At 38.8% G+C, this 17,645-nt stretch carries 13 protein-coding genes; all 13 read left to right on the top strand.

What is annotated here, in order from left to right; all coding sequences use genetic code 11:
* The first annotated feature begins 395 nt into the window (after window positions 1–395).
* On the top strand, window positions 396–962 hold the full coding sequence (locus tag ID165_RS13520) for a hypothetical protein (protein ID WP_192085360.1): 567 nt from the start codon (window positions 396–398) through the stop codon (window positions 960–962).
* A complete protein-coding gene (locus ID165_RS13515) occupies window positions 955–2,526 on the top strand; it encodes a type I restriction-modification system subunit M (protein WP_192085359.1) in 1,572 nt (523 codons plus the stop codon). The genes ID165_RS13520 and ID165_RS13515 overlap by 8 nt, the downstream gene beginning before the upstream one ends.
* A 5-nt stretch (window positions 2,527–2,531) precedes the next feature.
* Entirely contained in the window at window positions 2,532–3,773 is a 1,242-nt protein-coding gene (locus ID165_RS13510) for a nucleotidyltransferase (protein ID WP_192085358.1), read from the top strand.
* Window positions 3,763–4,230, top strand: a complete 468-nt coding sequence (locus tag ID165_RS13505) for a hypothetical protein (RefSeq protein ID WP_192085357.1) — start codon at window positions 3,763–3,765, stop codon at window positions 4,228–4,230. Before ID165_RS13510 ends, ID165_RS13505 begins: the two co-directional genes overlap by 11 nt.
* A 10-nt stretch (window positions 4,231–4,240) precedes the next feature.
* Window positions 4,241–5,455, top strand: a complete 1,215-nt coding sequence (locus tag ID165_RS13500; protein WP_192085356.1) for a restriction endonuclease subunit S — start codon at window positions 4,241–4,243, stop codon at window positions 5,453–5,455.
* The gene (locus ID165_RS13495) at window positions 5,452–6,579 is read left to right on the top strand and encodes an SAVED domain-containing protein (protein WP_192085355.1); all 1,128 of its coding nucleotides are present in this window, start codon (window positions 5,452–5,454) and stop codon (window positions 6,577–6,579) included. The genes ID165_RS13500 and ID165_RS13495 overlap by 4 nt, the downstream gene beginning before the upstream one ends.
* Before the next feature lie 107 nt (window positions 6,580–6,686).
* Window positions 6,687–7,358 (top strand): DUF3800 domain-containing protein, encoded by a 672-nt coding sequence (locus ID165_RS13490; protein WP_192085354.1) that lies wholly within the window; start codon window positions 6,687–6,689, stop codon window positions 7,356–7,358.
* A 1-nt stretch (window position 7,359) separates the two neighbouring features.
* Window positions 7,360–7,899, top strand: a complete 540-nt coding sequence (locus ID165_RS13485; RefSeq protein WP_225586723.1) for a hypothetical protein — start codon at window positions 7,360–7,362, stop codon at window positions 7,897–7,899.
* A 477-nt stretch (window positions 7,900–8,376) separates the two neighbouring features.
* A complete protein-coding gene (locus ID165_RS13480) occupies window positions 8,377–11,625 on the top strand; it encodes a type I restriction endonuclease subunit R (protein WP_192085353.1) in 3,249 nt (1,082 codons plus the stop codon).
* Window positions 11,622–12,317, top strand: a complete 696-nt coding sequence (locus ID165_RS13475; protein WP_192085352.1) for a M48 family metallopeptidase — start codon at window positions 11,622–11,624, stop codon at window positions 12,315–12,317. The genes ID165_RS13480 and ID165_RS13475 overlap by 4 nt, the downstream gene beginning before the upstream one ends.
* Before the next feature lie 98 nt (window positions 12,318–12,415).
* On the top strand, window positions 12,416–13,312 hold the full coding sequence (locus ID165_RS13470) for an FRG domain-containing protein (RefSeq protein ID WP_192085351.1): 897 nt from the start codon (window positions 12,416–12,418) through the stop codon (window positions 13,310–13,312).
* A 695-nt stretch (window positions 13,313–14,007) separates the two neighbouring features.
* Window positions 14,008–15,957: a hypothetical protein gene (locus tag ID165_RS13465; protein ID WP_192085350.1), complete on the top strand. Its 1,950-nt coding sequence runs from the start codon at window positions 14,008–14,010 to the stop codon at window positions 15,955–15,957.
* Entirely contained in the window at window positions 15,938–17,644 is a 1,707-nt protein-coding gene (locus tag ID165_RS13460) for a hypothetical protein (protein ID WP_192085349.1), read from the top strand. Before ID165_RS13465 ends, ID165_RS13460 begins: the two co-directional genes overlap by 20 nt.
* The last annotated feature ends 1 nt before the right edge of the window (window position 17,645 follow it).

The following is a 17,645-nucleotide window of genomic DNA, read 5'->3' as shown; positions in this document are numbered from 1 at the left end:
ACTGTCCTGAAATATAAACTAGGATAGATCAATTCTTATAGGAGAAAAATGAAACTCACCAAAGAAACAGCTGGTGACCTGGATCTAGTGATCAAGGAGCTGATAGCAACTAATTCTAGAATAGCCTCCGTGGAGGATATGAAGGCAGTTCTTTTTTCCGGATAAACATGAGGGCTATTTGATTTGCAGAATACCAAACAGATCAATAAGACGTATTAGTGGACTTTAACCTTCGATTGACCATGATTTTTAGTTTTAATCAAATACTCGTTTTGATCTATGATTTCATTTTTTTAGTAATACGCGTACTTAAAAATAAATTTTCCATTTTGTGTTTTTTTTAAGAATTTCTCCTTAACTATGTAAAATCGTAATTGATGTACTAAGAAATAAAATTGAAAAAAGCACTCAAAAATATAGCGTCCATAAAATCCGGTGTTTTTCTAAAACCCCAGGCTCAAGGTGATTTGGTTTACTTGCAAGCTAAGCATTTCAATGCTGATGGCGAGCTTGACTCCGAGCTTTTCCCAGACGTTCAATGGCAGGATATTTCGGAGAAACATGTATTGAAGCCTGGAGATATCTTATTTTCAGCAAAAGGATTGAAGAACTTTGCAGCTGTCTATGAATCACGGAACTTGCCTGCGATAGCTTCCACATCATTTTTGATTATTTCTATTTGGGAGAAAACGGTGGATCCTGAGTATGTTACCTTGATTCTTAACTCGAGGCATAGTCAGGAATATTTGAAAGGAGTCGCTAAAGGGACTTCGATTCCCTCAATAAGTAAAAAGCAATTGGAGGAATTTGAAGTTGTGATGATTCCAAGGGGAATCCAGCAAAAGTTGGTCGCATTAAGTAAATTAAAAAAAGAAGAAAATGATCTGGTTTCAAAGATAGAGCGATTAAAGAAGCTGAGTTTTGAGCAGGATTTAAATACTATTATACAGCAATATGAGTAAAATAATAACGCAAAAAGACATCAACGACGCGGTCTGGAGAGCCTGTGATACGTTCCGTGGAAGCATTGACCCCAGTGTCTATAAGGATTATGTGTTGACCATGCTTTTTGTCAAATACCTGAGTGATGTGAATGATGACACAGAAGAGGAATACTTAAAAAAATATCACGGAGACCAAGAGCGTGCAAAGCGAGCCATGCGTCACGAGCGATTTATTGTTCCAGAGCATAGCCATTTTAAGTATTTGTATGCCAACAGAAATGCGGTAAATATTGGAGAGTTGATAGATATTGCCCTTGTGGACCTGGAAGAAGCCAATCGCCAAAAGCTGTATAGTGAAGATGGAGCAGGGATTTTTAAAAATATCAGCTTCAATAGCAGTGTATTGGGAGAGCCAAAGGATAAAAACAACCGACTCAAAAATCTACTTTTGGACTTCAATAAGCCTGAGTTGGATTTGAGGCCATCTCATCTTTCTGGGGTAGATATCATTGGGGGAGCTTATGAGTACTTGATTTCCAACTTTGCTTCCGATGCAGGAAAGAAGGCGGGTGAGTTCTTTACACCAAGTGAAGTCTCCACTTTGTTGGCTAAGTTGACTAAATCAGCACCAGGTTCAAGGATATGTGATCCTACATGTGGATCTGGATCCTTGCTGATCAAGGCAGGTCAGGAGGTTGGTTCGTCTAATTTCTCGCTCTACGGTCAGGAAGCTAATGGTAGTACCTGGGCTTTGGCGGTAATGAATATGTTTTTGCACGGATTTGATAATGCTACCATCAGATGGGGAGACACCATACGGAATCCTAAACTGAAAGAAGGGGATTCTCTGATGAAGTTTGATACTGTGGTTGCTAATCCACCTTTCTCCTTGGATAAATGGGGGAAAATCGAGGATAAAGATGGAGAAATAACTACGGTAACTTGGGACCCTGAAACGGATCTATATAATCGTTTTTGGAGAGGGGTGCCACCAAAGAGTAAAGGCGATTGGGCATTTATCACCCATATGATCGAAACGACCTATGAGGGAAAGGGGAAGGTTGGAGTGGTTGTTCCTCATGGAGTACTTTTTCGAGGAAGTTCTGAAGGACGTATAAGACAGAAAACCATTGAGGAGAATCTGCTGGAAGCAGTGATCGGTCTTCCGGCAAACTTATTTTTTGGAACGGGTATTCCAGCAGCAATCCTGATTTTCAACCGGGATAAAAAGCAGGGTAAGAGCGTCTTATTCATAGATGCTTCTCAACATTATGCTGCTGCCAAAAATCAAAATAAGCTTCGGGATTCGGATATCAAGCATATTGTAGATACGTACCGGAATTTTAATGAAGGTAAATCCCAGCCTGGTGTGGTAGAGGATAAATTCAGCTATGTCGCCACATTTGAGGAGATCAAGGAGAATGACTTTAACCTGAATATTCCACGATATGTGGACACCTTTGAGGAGGAACCTGAAGTGGATATCCAAGCGGTGCAAGAGGAGATCAGCAGATTGGAGGGAGAGTTGAAAGTAGTTCAGTTGGAAATGAAAAAGTATTTAGATGAATTAATTAAAAAATAGAAGATATGCTTTCAAAAGATCAAAGAGATCAGTTTAGTGAAATTTTAGAAGAGCTTGGTAAGACTCTGGATATTACTGAAAAACAATATAATTCAGCCGTGCAAAGTTATAATGCGGTCGGTTCTTGGTTGTCTAGCCCTGATTCTACTTTGGCACCCTACCGCCCCGAAATTTTGCCTCAAGGCTCATTTATGTTGGGTACCATGATTAGACCCATTTGCGATGACGATGACTTGGATATTGACCTAGCGTGTCAGCTTAAAGGGAAGAATCCTAACTGGACCCAAGAAGATTTAAAGAATAAAGTTGGCGATCGATTGAAAGCTCATGGTACCTATGAAGATATGATAGATGAAGAAGGTAGGCGATGTTGGACATTATTATACAGGCAAGATTCTGGGAATACACGAGAGAGGTATCATATGGATATTTTACCATCCATTGTTGATTTTGGTTATAGGATGATTCTGGAAAAAGCTTTTTCAGTGAAAGAGTTTGAAGATGTAGAACAGCTAGGAATTAGGATTACAGATCGAGACGATGATGGATATAAATGGGATACAAATCATTTGAACTGGCTTAAAAGCAACCCTTTTGGTTATGGTAGATGGTTTTTTAATCGAGCCAGTTTAGATCTTGAAAAGTCTTTTTCCTTAAGAGAATCAGTTGCTCCAGTACCAAAATATCAGAATGAAAAATTGCCATTGCAGCGTGTGGTTCAAATTCTCAAAAGGCATCGAGACATGATGTTTAATGGTGACGAAAACAAGCCAATATCAATTGTTATCACAACACTTGCTGCTCGAGCTTATCAGAAGGAAACAGATATACTTTCTGCATTAATGAATGTTGTAAGGGGAATGAGAAGTCAAATCGAGGAACGATGGTCTAGTGAGTACGTTAAGTTTATCAAATGGGTATCAAACCCTGTGAACGATAAAAATGAGAATTTTGCAGATAGGTGGCAGCAGTTTCCAGAGCGAGAAGATTCATTTTTCAATTGGTTAGATGAGGTTGAAAAAGACGTGAATTTGATTGTTTCAAAACGAGGAGATTTGAGATTGATTAAGGAATCAATGGAAAAACCATTTGGAAAAGAATTAATCGAAAAATCCTTCAGTGCATATGGAGCAAATCAATTAAAATCCAGAAATGACGGATTGATGAAAATGGCCTCAGGTTCTGGAATGCTGGGCAGTACCGGGATTACTGTCAAAAGACACGATTTTCATGGGGATGAAAGTTAAGATTCATCCTTTAAACATGGCTTTGCAAGCTCAAAGATTAAAAGCGTTGTTTCCGAATTCTGAAATAAATTTTAATTCTCAGGTTTTGAATTGGAGGTGTGTCATTACCCCAAGTCCATTAAGTAGAGAATATCAAATTAAGCTAGTCTTAGGAAGGGGGGAGCAACCAAATGTTTACATTGAAAGCCCGCTCCTTGAATTATATCCTGAGAAAAATAGTCTACCCCATGTTTATAGTACGAAAAAGCAATGGTTGTGTCTTTACTATAAAAAAGTAAAGCAATGGAATAGTGGGATGTATTTGGCTGATACAGTAGTCCCTTGGATTAGTGAGTGGTTGATGCACTATGAACTTTGGCTTTGCACAGGGATTTGGCACGGTGGAGGAATACACGATGAAAAGAAGGTCGAAAATCTAAAGGAAGAACTAATTGAGGGAAATAAAGGAAGAAGTTAAGTTTACCGAAATGGGAAAGGTGTTCTTTAATAAAGAAATCCCTAGTGATTGGGATATAAAAAAATTTGAAGATATCGCTGAAATAGATAAAGAAAGTCTTAAGAGTAGTACTTCCAAGGATTACGAGTTCGATTACATTTCACTTTCTGATGTTGACTCTGGTGATTTCAAAATTGAAACAACAAGACAAACATTTGTCACTTCGCCTACAAGAGCAAGAAGAGTCGTCAGAAAAGGAGATATATTGATGTCAACTGTTCGCCCCAATCTTCAAGGTTTCTCCATAATTAAAGATGAAGTGAAGGATTTAATCGCTTCAACTGGATTTGCAGTGATCACAGCGAGTAAATGCAACAATGAATTTTTATTCCAGTACCTGTTTAGTTCATGGGTTTCAAGGCAATTTTATCTATTGCTGGTTGGGTCTAATTATCCTGCAATAAATTCTTCAGATGTAAGAAGACTTCAAATCCCCCTCCCACCTCTTCCCGAGCAACACGCCATAGCCCAAGTGCTGGGGACGATCGATCAGTCTATTCTGACTACTGAGCGCCTGATCGCCCAAAAAGAACTCCGCAAAAAATGGCTCATGCAGAATCTACTGACGGGGAAGATGAGGTTGAAGGGATTTGATGGAGAGTGGAAGTTTATTTCTATTTCAAATCTTTTTATTCCGGTTAATAGATATGTCGATTGGAACGAAAGCGAGCTATATAAATTAATAAGTATTCGCAGGAGGAATGGTGGTGTTTTTTATCGAGACCCTCTTTTTGGATATCAAATAGGAGTTAAGAAATTGAAAACCGTTCTAAAAAATGATTTCTTGATTTCAAAACGACAAGTCTCACATGGTGCTTGGGCCATTATTAATTCCGACTTTAATAAAGCAAAGGTTTCAGACGAGTATGTTTGTCTAGAAATTGCAGATAAAAAAATAATCACAGCTGATTTTTGTAAGTGGTATTGCCAATTTCCAATTCTTACTCATTATGCAAATGTAGACTCAGATGGTGTGCATATTGAAAAGTCAATCTTTGATTATGATCTTTTCAAGAAAAGAAAGGTATTAATACCAGATACCATTGAAGAACAAACCGCCATTGCCGAGTTGCTGAAAACGGCAGATAAAGAAATCAAGTTACTCAAAGCTATGGCGGAGAAACTCAGGGAGCAGAAGAAGGGATTAATGCAGCAGTTGTTAACAGGTAAAAAGAGATTGGTATGAGTATATCCTATATTTCAGCGACAACAAAATACATTCTATGGGGCAAGGCAGCAGGAAGATGCCAATATAGAGGCTGCAACAAACCCTTGTTTGTTGATGCACTTACCAAAAGTGAGTTTAACCAATCATACATAGCCCATATTGTTGCAGACGTACCTGGCGGACCAAGAGGTGATGTGGTTCGATCTGACTTACTCAAAAAAGATATTACCAATTTGATGCTCATGTGTGACGAGCACCATAGGCTAATTGATAAAAAAGATGTCGCCGGACATCCTGAGCCATTGCTTCTGCAAATGAAAAAAGAGCATGAAGATAGAATTGAAAAAGTAGCTTCAATCAATCCAAATATGCATAGCCATATTGTGACCTATAGAGCCAATGTCGGCGTTCATACTCCAGTTATCTCCTACGAATCGGTTCGTGAATTTCTGCTCCCATCTTATTATCCTGCTCAATCGCAAGCGATTGATTTAAGCTTAAGTAATAGTCCGCAAAGAGATAGGAATTCGAGTTTTTGGCAGACTGAATTAGAGAATTTGGAAACTCAATTCAATGAACAATTAAGGCCTAAGTTCAGAAAGGGGGAAATCAGTCATTTGTCTATTTTTGCCCTAGCTCCAATTCCTTTATTGATAAAACTGGGAACTTTAATCAATGATATTCAAAATGCGGAAATTCATCAACCAGTTAGAGGTCCAAATACTTGGAATTTAAATAGTGACTCTTCTGATTTCCAGTACCATATAAATGAGAATTTGCAAAGTCCTGAATTTGTGGCATTGGCAATTTCATTTAGCGGAACGATTGATAATCAAAGGATAATTAGAGTTTTGGGCGAAGGTTGCTCGATTTATACATTAACAATAGAGGAACCTTTTAACGATTTCTTGAAGTCAAAGAAGCAACTTCAGCTGCTCAGTATCGAAATAAGGTTGCTATTTGATAGAATTAAAACAAGGTTTGGTTCTCAAAAAACTCTACATGTATTTCCGGCAATGCCGGTTGCTACAGCCATTGAATTTGGCAGAGTTTGGATGCCTAAGGCTGATATGCCTTTGAACATCTATGATGAGAATACTGCTAATGGTGGATTTTCTTTAGCAATTCAAATAAAAAACTGAAAATAAAGGAATTTAAAATGACTAAGAATTATTCCCATATTCAATTTCAAAGTAATTAAAAGGTTGACCAGATGATATCTGGTTAATATTTCCAATACTCAGCATATATGACCAAAACCTTCAATTTCTACTGCGATGAAAGCTGTCATTTAGAGAATGACGGTCAGCCCTATATGATGATCGGCTATGTCAGCAGTGCCTACAATCAGGTGAAAATGCACTCCCAAAATATCCGCCAGATTAAGGAAGAACATGGGGTGTTTTCGGAAGTGAAGTGGAGCAAGCTGTCCAAGTCTGCCTATCCGCTGTATAATGAGCTGATCGAGTACTTTTTTGCGACAGATCTCCAGTATAGGGCTATCGTGATCGACAAGAGCAAACTTCGTCATGCGGATTTTTCCCAAGACCATGACGATTTCTACTACAAAATGTATTTTCAGCTTTTGAGTAAGAAACTGGTGCCGGAATATGGTCATAATATCTACCTGGATATCAAGGATACCCGAAGTGCCAAGAAGGTAAACGGTCTCCGGTCTTTCCTTTCTTCCAATCTAATCCAGGTCCGAAACCTTCAGAATATCCGCTCCCACGAAAGTGAGCTGATGCAACTGGCGGATATTATTACGGGAGCTTTGTCTTACCACCTGCGAGGATTGGATCAGGTGATTGCCAAAAACAAAATCATCGAAAAGATCCAACAGCATTGCAGGCTTCCCCTGACTCAGTCTACCCCCAGGGATCATCAGAAGTTCAATCTTTTCTTTATAGATCTGAAGTGATATGATGCCAACCAATCTTTTAAAGAAATATCCGGATTTGCTGGAAATCATGCATTTGTCAGAGAGTGAAAGAACCGGTTCTCTACGCTCAATTTTCAATAGAGATATCGAAGAAAATCCTGGCTTGAACTTCCGAACTAAGATAATTCGCCCCATAAAAGGAGAAGAGCCTGCTATGGATTTGCTTTTTAAGCATTTGACCACGGAGGAAATCCAGGAGGTGGATGCTAATGGAAAGGAGTATCCCAAACGGATTTTTGAAAAGGACAGATCTCAACGCCTGCATTGGATTAGGTTTCATTTGGAAGAGACAAAAAAAGACAGGGTTGAAATCTTCAGTGTTGAAGAAAGAGATCAGAAAAAAAGAGAAGATATCATTAGAACTTACATTTTCGATGTAGATCAAAATTATATTATAGTTCTGGATCCACAGAGAAGTAAAAGAGATTATTATTTGGTTACTGCTTATTTTCTCAATAAGAACTATGGAGCAAAAAAAATCAAAAAACTTTTAAAGAGAAGGCTTCCTGAAGTCCATTAAAACCGCAGGGCTCGATACATATCGTGATGTATCGAGCCCCGAAACTCCTTTTTCCAATGGTAAAATGAGCAAGACAAAAGTATTAGAATGAATTGGTTATAAAAAATTTATTTAAATAAATTAACACTTGACCTCAATTGAATTAGTTGATTTCATTAGTCGATAGTTAAGTTTTGGACTAGTGTTATTTTCAATAAATTAAACGCTTTACAATCTTCCTAAGAAGAAAAAGCCAAAAAAAGCTAAACGAAAAGGATCAATGATGAGCACCAGAAATAAAGAGAATTCAGATAAGCTTTCAAATTCACAATGGAGGATTTAAGAAGAAAACCGCATTTCAATGAATGCGGTCCGCATTTACGGATCTGCGGGCAACCAGGTCTTTCACCCTTTGGGCAATGACCCTACAAATTTCACCATTCTACTTATTTTAAACAATAAAACATTTAATTTTTCCTAATCGATTAGGACTTCCCTATGGATACTCCCAGTTTCAAAGAAGATCATATTTCACAGATTCCTGCAATACAATGGCTCTGCAAACTTGGGTTTGAGTACCTGCCGGAAGGAGAGGCTTTTAAACTGCGTGGAGGAAAAACTACCCAGGTTTTGCTGGAAGAGGTACTTCGAAGGCAACTTCGTTTGATTAATTCTGAAAAGAAAGTCAGTTCCAGTCGTAACACTTACATCAGCGAAGCAAATATTGAAAACGGAATCCGAAAACTTCAGGAGATTCCTTTGAACGAAGGCTATATCCATTCCACCGAAATAATCTATAACCTGCTGACTTTGGGAATGGCCGTGGAGCAGACTGTGGATGGAGATCGGAAAAGTTTTACCCTACAGTACATAGATTGGGAAAATCCCCAAAACAATAAGTTTCAGGTTTCAGAAGAATTCAAAGTCTTACGTAGCAACGGCAAAGATCATTACATTCCGGATCTAGTGATTTTTATCAACGGAATTCCCATTGTGATCCTAGAGTGTAAGCGACCGGACATGAAGGAGCCGATCAAGCAGGCTATCTCCCAACATTTGAGAAATCAGCAGGAGGACGGGATTAGAAATTTTTATGTGTATGCCCAGCTGCTGGTATCATTGGCAAACCAAGAAACAAGCTATGCTACCAATGGTACTCCGTTGAAATTTTGGGCGCAGTGGAAAGAAAAGATTTCATCCGATTTGAAAAGGAAGGAATATGAGGATCAATTAAGGGTAATCAAAAAAGAGAAACTAGATCCTACCACACACCAGAAACTGTTTTCGGATCGCTTTTCCTATGTCAAGCGATATTTTGAAGACTTGGAGAAGGGAGAAGTACAATTTACGGCGCAAGATGAGTTTTTATTCAATTTATGCCGACCGGAGAGGCTTTTTGATTTGATATACAACTTTATTCTGTTTGATGGAGGTACGAAGAAGGTCACTCGATATCAGCAGTACTTTGCAGTCAAGAAGACATTGGCACGTCTTAAGGTTTTAGTAAAAGATGCAAAAGGTAGGGATCGACGAGAAGGTGGGGTGATTTGGCATACACAGGGAAGTGGTAAATCTCTTACGATGGTCATGATGGCGCAGGCGATTGCCATGGAAAAAAGCATTTTGAATCCAAAAATCATTTTGGTAACGGATCGGACGGATCTGGATAGACAAATTACCAGTACGTTTCGAAAATGTGGGATGGCAGTTAATAATGCGTCGACGGGAACGCAACTGGTACATTTGCTCGAAAGTCCAAGTGATGCTGTAGTCACCACAATAATCAATAAATTCACCGCTGCAATAAAGAAGATTCAAAAGCCGCTGGAAAATCCGAATATTTTTGTTTTGATAGACGAAGGACATCGGACCCAGCATGGAACCTTCAATATAGAAATGCAAAAGACCCTGCCAAATGCATGTTTTATTGCGATGACAGGTACTCCTCTTTTCAAGAAAGAGAAGAGTACAGCTGCCAAATTTGGGGGAATGATCGATGCCTACACTGTAGATGAAGCCGTGAAAGATGGGGCGGTCGTCCCACTCTTGTATGAGGGGAGATTGCCATATCTAAAAGTGAATTCAGGCCCTCTAGATCGATTTTTTGATATGGTTTCAGAGCCTTTTAATGATAGGGAAAAGGCTGATTTCAAGCGGAAATTTAGCCGTGCTGACCAGATCAACTCTGCTGAGCAAAGAATTTATGTGACCTGCTGGGATATCAGTAGACACTTTAGGGACAATTGGCAAGGAACAGGGTTTAAAGCTATGTTGGTCTGCGACAAAAAGCTAAGCGCAATCAAATACAAAGACATCTTGGATGAAATAGGACTGGTAAGCTCTGAAGTTTTGATTTCACCCATTGACGACCGGGAAGGAGAAGACAATGCCTATGAGCAAAGCAGTGACAAAGTGCAAAGGTTTTGGAAAAAGATGATGCAGGAGCATGGATCTGCCAAAAAGTACGAGAGCCAAGTGATCAGTCGCTTTCAAAACCTGCCTGATCCAGAAATTATTATTGTCGTAGATAAACTTTTGACGGGCTTTGATGAACCCAAAAACACGGTTCTTTATTTGACCAGAAATCTCAAAGATCACAAACTGCTCCAGGCTATTGCCCGTGTGAATCGAGTAGAAGAAGGTAAAGATTTCGGATTTGTGATAGACTATTATGGAGTCATTGAAAATTTGGACGATGCATTGAAGATGTATGCTGCTTTTCAGGAGTTTGATGAGCTCGATATGGAAGGAACACTGGTGAATATAGAGGTAGAGATCAACAGACTTCCGCAGAGGCATTCTGAACTTTGGGATATTTTTAAAAGTGTAAAAAACACAAGGGATGCGGAGGCTTATCAGCTTATCTTGCGTGACGAGTCAGTTAGGGTGATTTTTTATGACAAGCTCACTTCTTACGGTAAAAGTTTGAAACTTGCTCTTTCGACCATTTCCTTTCATGAGAGAACTGACCCAAAGGAAATCGATCGGTACAAATCCGATCTGCTTTTTTTTATGAAGCTACGTGTCGCAGTTGTTGCCAGGTTTTCTGACAGGATAGATTATAGTCGATATGAAGAGCAGATTCAAAAACTGCTAGATACTCATGTGACTGCAGAGGAGGTAGAGCCCATTACTGATTTGGTCAATATTTTTGACAAAGACAGTTTTGCTAGTGAAGTTGAGAAGACGGTGGGAGAGGCAGCGAAAGCAGACAAAATTGCCAGCCGGACAGCCAAGTATATTTCCGAAAAGATGGATGAAGATCCCGCTTTTTATAAGAAGTTTTCTCAACTCTTATCCCAAACAATTGCCGACTATGAGGCGAGGAGGATTTCGGAAACCCAATATCTTCAAAAGACAAAAAATGTCATGGATGCGGTGCTCAATCATACAGACTCGGACATTCCCGAGCTGCTTAAGGACGAGTCGGTGGCAGCTGCTTTTTATGGATTGACCAAGGTGTTTTTGGATGAAAAGATTTCCAACACCGATGCGCTAAAGTCTATCTGCGAAACTTCCGCATTGAAAATAAATCAGCTTATAAAAGCGGAGGTTTTTGGTCAGGGGCAGAGCCCTATTGTGGAGTGGGAGTCCAAAAGAGAGATTACCGGTAAACTTATTATCGAGATAGGGGACTACCTGATAGATGAAGTCCGTGATAAACATGCGAGGGAGATTTCCTACTCAGAGATCGATTCCTTGGCTGAAAGAATCTTGGCCGTTGCCAAAAAACGCTATCGATCATGAAAGATTCAATTCAGTTTGGTTCTAGGGTGATCGATTATGAAGTGAGTTTTTCGGATCGGAAAACCTTGGGAATAACTGTCACACCTACCTCCGAAGTCTTGGTCAAAGCACCTGCCTTCGCCAACAGAGAAAAGATTAGACAGGTTTTGCAGAAACGTGCTGCATGGATTATAAAGCAGCAGAGTTTCTTTTTGTCATTCCAGCCGAGACTAACAGAGCGTAACTATGTAAGCGGAGAGACTCATCTATATCTGGGAAGGCAGTACCGATTGATGATAGAAGAGGCAAGTCAGGATTCGGTGAAGTTACTTCATGGAGAAATTCGTGTAGAGACTACAGATCGTGATAAAGTGAAAGAATTGATGAAGGCTTGGTATCTACAACTAGCTCGGAAGAAATTTGAGAAAATTGCTTCTGAGTTAATTCTAAAATTTAGATCAGAAGGTGTGGCTCCAGATTCAGTGGTCATACGAGATATGGCTTTGAGATGGGGAAGCTGCACTCCAAAAGGAAAAATAATACTAAATCCTGAGTTGATCAAAGCACCCAAAGGATGCATAGAATATGTCATTATTCATGAGCTATGCCATTTGGTTCACCCGGATCATTCTCCTGCTTTTTTCAGACTTCAATCCCGTTATATGCCTGATTGGGAAAAATGGAAGGAGAAGTTGGAGCGGATGATGGCTTAATTTTGATTCAGAGGCTTAGAAAGTGTTCTTTGTGGGGGTACGCTAAAGCACCAGATTTTATAAAGCAAAAGTAGGTATACGGAATTGATAAGTAAGGAATGAAACAATTATATATAGAATGTAGACTAAATCAGTGGTCTGATATTTTTACTTTAAATCAGAGATTTTTAGATCAATTTGTGTTTAGAGGTCAAGCTAATGAAAATTGGCCCTTATCTACCTCTCTTGAAAGACTTATCAATTCATTGTTCCCAAACTTGGTAGACAAAGCAATGATCCCACACCACGAAAAGGAAATGTTAAAAGAGTTTAAGTGGAAATATCCGCTTTATTCGCAGAATTCGCCGGATAGCACAAATAATATCGAGTGGTTAACTATTATGCAACATTACGGAGCGGCAACTAGGCTCTTGGACTTTTCTAAGTCTCTATTTGTGGCAATAAGAATGGCTATCGCAAATAACGAAAGTAATTCTGCCGTATGGGCTATAAACAAAAATATTTTGACATACAGTATCTCAGATAGTTTTTTGCGAGAAAAATATGAAAAAACGGGGAAAGGTGGAGGTATGAGTATGGATAAAGAGTATCAGCTTAGTAATGAAAAAGCAAACTGTGTAATTACTGACAAAAGTTTCGATAGGGAATTGGAAAAGGAGTTGCTGTTGATAAACCCGGAACAATGTAATGAACGCTTATCTATTCAGCAGGGATTATTTGTTATGCCTACAAACATAATGGTTCCGTTTTCTCATTCATTAACGTACTATTTGTCCTCACCAACCCCTACAAAATTACATTTTGATGACTTGTCAGGATACAACATAAGGGAAATCGCCCTATTAAAGATTACAATAGCTAAGGAATTGAATTATAGTGTACTGAAATATTTAAGACAAATGAATATTACTCCAGAAACTTTATTTCCTGGCTTAGAGGGATTGGGGAAATCTCTAAATTATCCGAGAATTAGTTTTAATAGAGATGGTGATTAGCCTCACACGAAATACTTTTTTTGTAAACTGATAGCACTACTAATGCTATCGAATCAGATTTTAGACAGCAGGTCAAAATAAACCGATATCTAACAGGACTAGGGTGATTGCTATTGGGAATGGATTTAGCTTTATTATAGGGTATATATGATATAACTTTTTGGCATAGGCTCACTATCCCAACCTTAATTAAGATACTGCAAATGTAGAGTCATTAAATGGGTAGAGGTTTTTTATTTTGATCCTACCACGGATTTAAAGGAAGCATTTTCAATTAATGGAGATCATAGGAAGCGATCTCAAATGGAAGGTCTTCAAATGATTCCTTGAAAGCACTTAAATGGATAATATTTCTATAATCATACCAACTAGGAATTATGTTTCCAATAACTTAAGGTTGAACCTTTATTTAAAACTTTGTTCTTCATTCAATCATCTTTGGCCCAAATTAGAGAAATAGGTATGGGGATTGTATTAATATGGTTAATATTAGATGGCTGAAGCATCAGAAGAAAGCCCATTGCAAATTGTTTAGGATATGAGAATTGAATTACAAATTCCGACCAGTCAATACAAACGATCTGAATACCCCCAGAAGGGAATGTTGGCTATTCGATTTTGCTCAGAAGAGGATTTATTTTAATAAAGTTTAAATAGTATGAACCCTATTTCATTGACCATTCAATCGGTATTTCATGTTTAGACAAATTGACTATGCTAAGATCATCAGCCTTTTGGATACAACTAAATCTTTTCCTCCACAACTGGATTTATTAGAAGTTTTATTACCTAGTGATTTAGAGATTCAGGCAAACAGGAAATCAATAAGTAGTTACATCTTTTTGGATTGGCTGAATAATCAAAGAGGGTGGGAGGATTTCTTCCCAAGTCAAGGTTCACATCTGATTGACATAGAAGTTTTCCTCTTAGCTCATATTCAAGGCTGCCTGTATCAAAACCTAGATAAATGTAAAACTATCGGGTCAGTTCGTACTGCTTTGGAAGGGGCCCTGATAGTTTCAAAGTTCAAAAAACTCGAAAACCAACTTGAGTTATTGGCTTTTTCCTGTCTAGTTTACAACAATTCGGGATTTTGGAGTGGATTGGCAAAAGAGTTCGATATGGAAGATTGGGATGATATTTTTCTGCTAGCCGATTTACTTCCTTTTTCTGATGTTTCTGTGGAGGAGTTGTTTGATTGGATCATTAGGATTATGGAAAGAAATCCTAACGATGTTGGGATAGAAGATGTCCTAAAAAAAGTTGTGGTATGGGGAGATTTTTGCAAGTATGGAGCCGTTGACATTGAAAAATTTTTGCCTGTTCTTTTTACATCAGAGTCTGCGAGAAAAGCCCTTCCCGCATTGATCCGAATGATTGATAAAAAGCAATCCAAAGGAGTCAAATATTATCTAAGTTTGTTTGAATCTGATGTATTCGGTCATTTTTGGTATGAGAAAATGTTTGCCATCGGCAATGTCTTGAAAGGTGAGGAAGAAAGGGAGTACTATTTTCAGCACCTCGTCTCATTGAATGATGTTGGAAAACTTAATGCAAAAGATTTCATATTGATTTGTGGCTCTTTCGGTTTTATAGACTCCCGTGTAACAGATTTCATTGATCAGTCTTTAGCCAGACAGGGAAACGGTGACAATTATTATTTAGGAATTGGTTATTTTTTAACCAAGCAGAAATCCAATATAGATTGGGACTGGTTTTTTTCAACGTTAAAGGCTCTTATTTCTGTCGATGAGTTACAGATAGAATACTATCAATCCAGCCTTTTGAGATCTTTGATGGAAGAGAACTTGGATGCCTCCTACGAACTAGTTGAGCACAGGATACAGCTTGACGGGGGTAGCAAGGTTTTGGATGACAGTGTTTTGCGTCTTGCGCAGCTTGACATCATTTTTTTTCAGAAGAAATTTCTGTCTTGGCTTAATTCCGACGATTCCAATTTCCATAGGGGTGTGTTTCGCTTTTCTTCGGGAAAATTACCCGATACCATTTTTGATATCCCAAAAGAGCTGTTTGCGGGATTCTCCGATTTGGATTTGGCGTACATGGCTTCAAAAACTGTCGGTTTTGTATTCTCAAAGGAGCCTCTTCAAAAATTGTTGTTGTCCATAATCAGGTCGGTGAACCATGGATCTTCTGGATTATCTGGGTTTTTGGGCCGTTTGCTGAAACATTACCTGATTTACAACTATCGAAGCACACTTGAAATTATCAAGGAAGATCTAAAGTCTGGAACTCTTTCTCCTTTCACTAAGATTTTGTTCGAAGATGCATTGGTAGTATTCGAGAGATATTTTGAAAACTTGAATACCATTCTCCCAATGAAAGAGCTGAAGCCGTCTTCCAAGCTCGTTCAATGGGTGAATTTCTATGAAGGGCGGAGCCTTACGGAATATTCAAAGGCAATAAAAAAAAGAGGGATTTTTAGTATTGGTAAGACCCTAGCCATAAATTCTCATAAATGGGCTATAAAAAGGCCAAATGAGTTGCTTCATAAAGTCCAACCATTAGGTAACATCAGGGTAGAACGTGAATTTCCCTCGGGAGAGAACCTGAATCCAGTCCATCAAGAATCAATAAGAGTCCAAATGAAACTATTGAAACGGTATGAAATTAATATTGGCTGACTATGTCGCATCGCTAAAAGAAGACAGGGAACTTGATGCTTTGATTGAAGAAATTTTAAGGGAAAATGGGTTTGAGATACTTTTCGGGCCTCAAAAAGGCGTACGTCAGTATGGAGTCGATATTTGTGCGATAGGCAAAGATCCTGATGACAAAAGAAAAAAACTCTTTCTAATTACAGTAAAACAAGGAAATCTTGATCGAAAGAATTGGCAGGGCGGGAACCAGGCACTTGAGCCTTCTTTACGCGAGATTATCTCTGTCTATATCAGAAATAACATCTCGCCTGCACACAAAAGGCTTCCCATTGTCATCGTAATCGCACACAATGGAATCAACGAAGCTGCTATTCAGCAGAATTGGGCTGCATTTCAAAAAGATTACCCAAAATATAGCTTTGATATTTGGCAGCTGGAGACACTTGTCTCCATGGTATATGATTCAATGCTCAACGAGAAGGTTTTTTCCGAAAGCGCAAGGGAGTTGCTCAGAAAGGTGATTGTCAACCTTTATAATTCCGAATATGACCTTTCAGATTATTCTTTGTTGATAGATGACGTATTGGCGGCTAACTCAAAAATTAAGAACACTAGCACGAAGGAGAATCTGAAAATCCTTCATAAAATCAAGCTTATACTAGCAATTGTTTTTAACTACTGCAAAAGGGAAGAAGATAGTATGTTGGCAATCAAGGCAGGAGAACTTACGGTATTAAAGGTTTGGGAGCGATATTGGGAATCAGGGATTCTCTCAGATACATCTCTAATGGAGGTGTTTATTGGCCTGTTATTTCTAAAAAACCAAATCAATCAGTTCTATATGTCCAGGTTACTACCCGTTTGCGAGATTGAAGATGGATTTGGAAAATACTGTTCGAATCCTGTCACTTACAATTCGGTCGTCTATAGCCATTTTGGGCAGATAGCCCTCTGTGGAATTGAAAGTGTGACACTACAGGCATTGTTTGGACAAGATAATCCTGAATTGAGGGATATTCTGGATTCCTATTCAACAGCAGCTGCAAACGGATTGTTGAGGTTATTCGAGAATAACGAGATCATCACCGGGCCGGATACAGATGACAGAATGATCGAGATAAACCTTGCTTTCACGCTACTGTATCTGTTTGGAAGGGGGGAAGATATCCAAAAAATGATAGAGGATTATCTAGAAAGTATGGCTGAAGGAATTGTGCTGATGAAAACTTTTCCTGAATATGGGAATAGCCTGGAAAAAGTAGCGGAATTTCGGGCTACACCAGAATTGCGGAAGTCAGATGCAACAAATTCGTCCTCTCTTTTATCATGTCTGATGGAGTGGATTGCTGTTTTGGATGCTCCGTCATTATATGCCAGAGCACAAATATATCTCAATTCCGTTTTTAAGGAGGTCAACCTTATGCTTTGGTTTCCTGAAAAGGAAACAGAGTCAGTTATGTTCCGTCGTCGGGCTGTTCCTGAGACTGGATATACACTGACCGTGTTGTCATTTCCGGATGACTATCAGAAATTCAAAGATGGAGTGTTATCGGATTTTCTTTATAATTCCCAAGAGTATAGTTTTGGCTTTGTTAGAACTGGCTTTTGGCCAGTTGGTTTAATGTCTTGTCTTCATTACAGAACTTACGTTCCCCCTTATTACTGGCGGCGGTTTATAAAGAATTTCTCCGAATTGCAATCCTGCAATTAAA

Source organism: Algoriphagus sp. Y33 (assembly GCF_014838715.1).
Classification (GTDB): Bacteria; Bacteroidota; Bacteroidia; order Cytophagales; family Cyclobacteriaceae; genus Algoriphagus.
The sequence above is the reverse complement of the archived record's forward strand: the minus strand, read 5'-3'. Positions and strand labels throughout refer to the sequence as shown.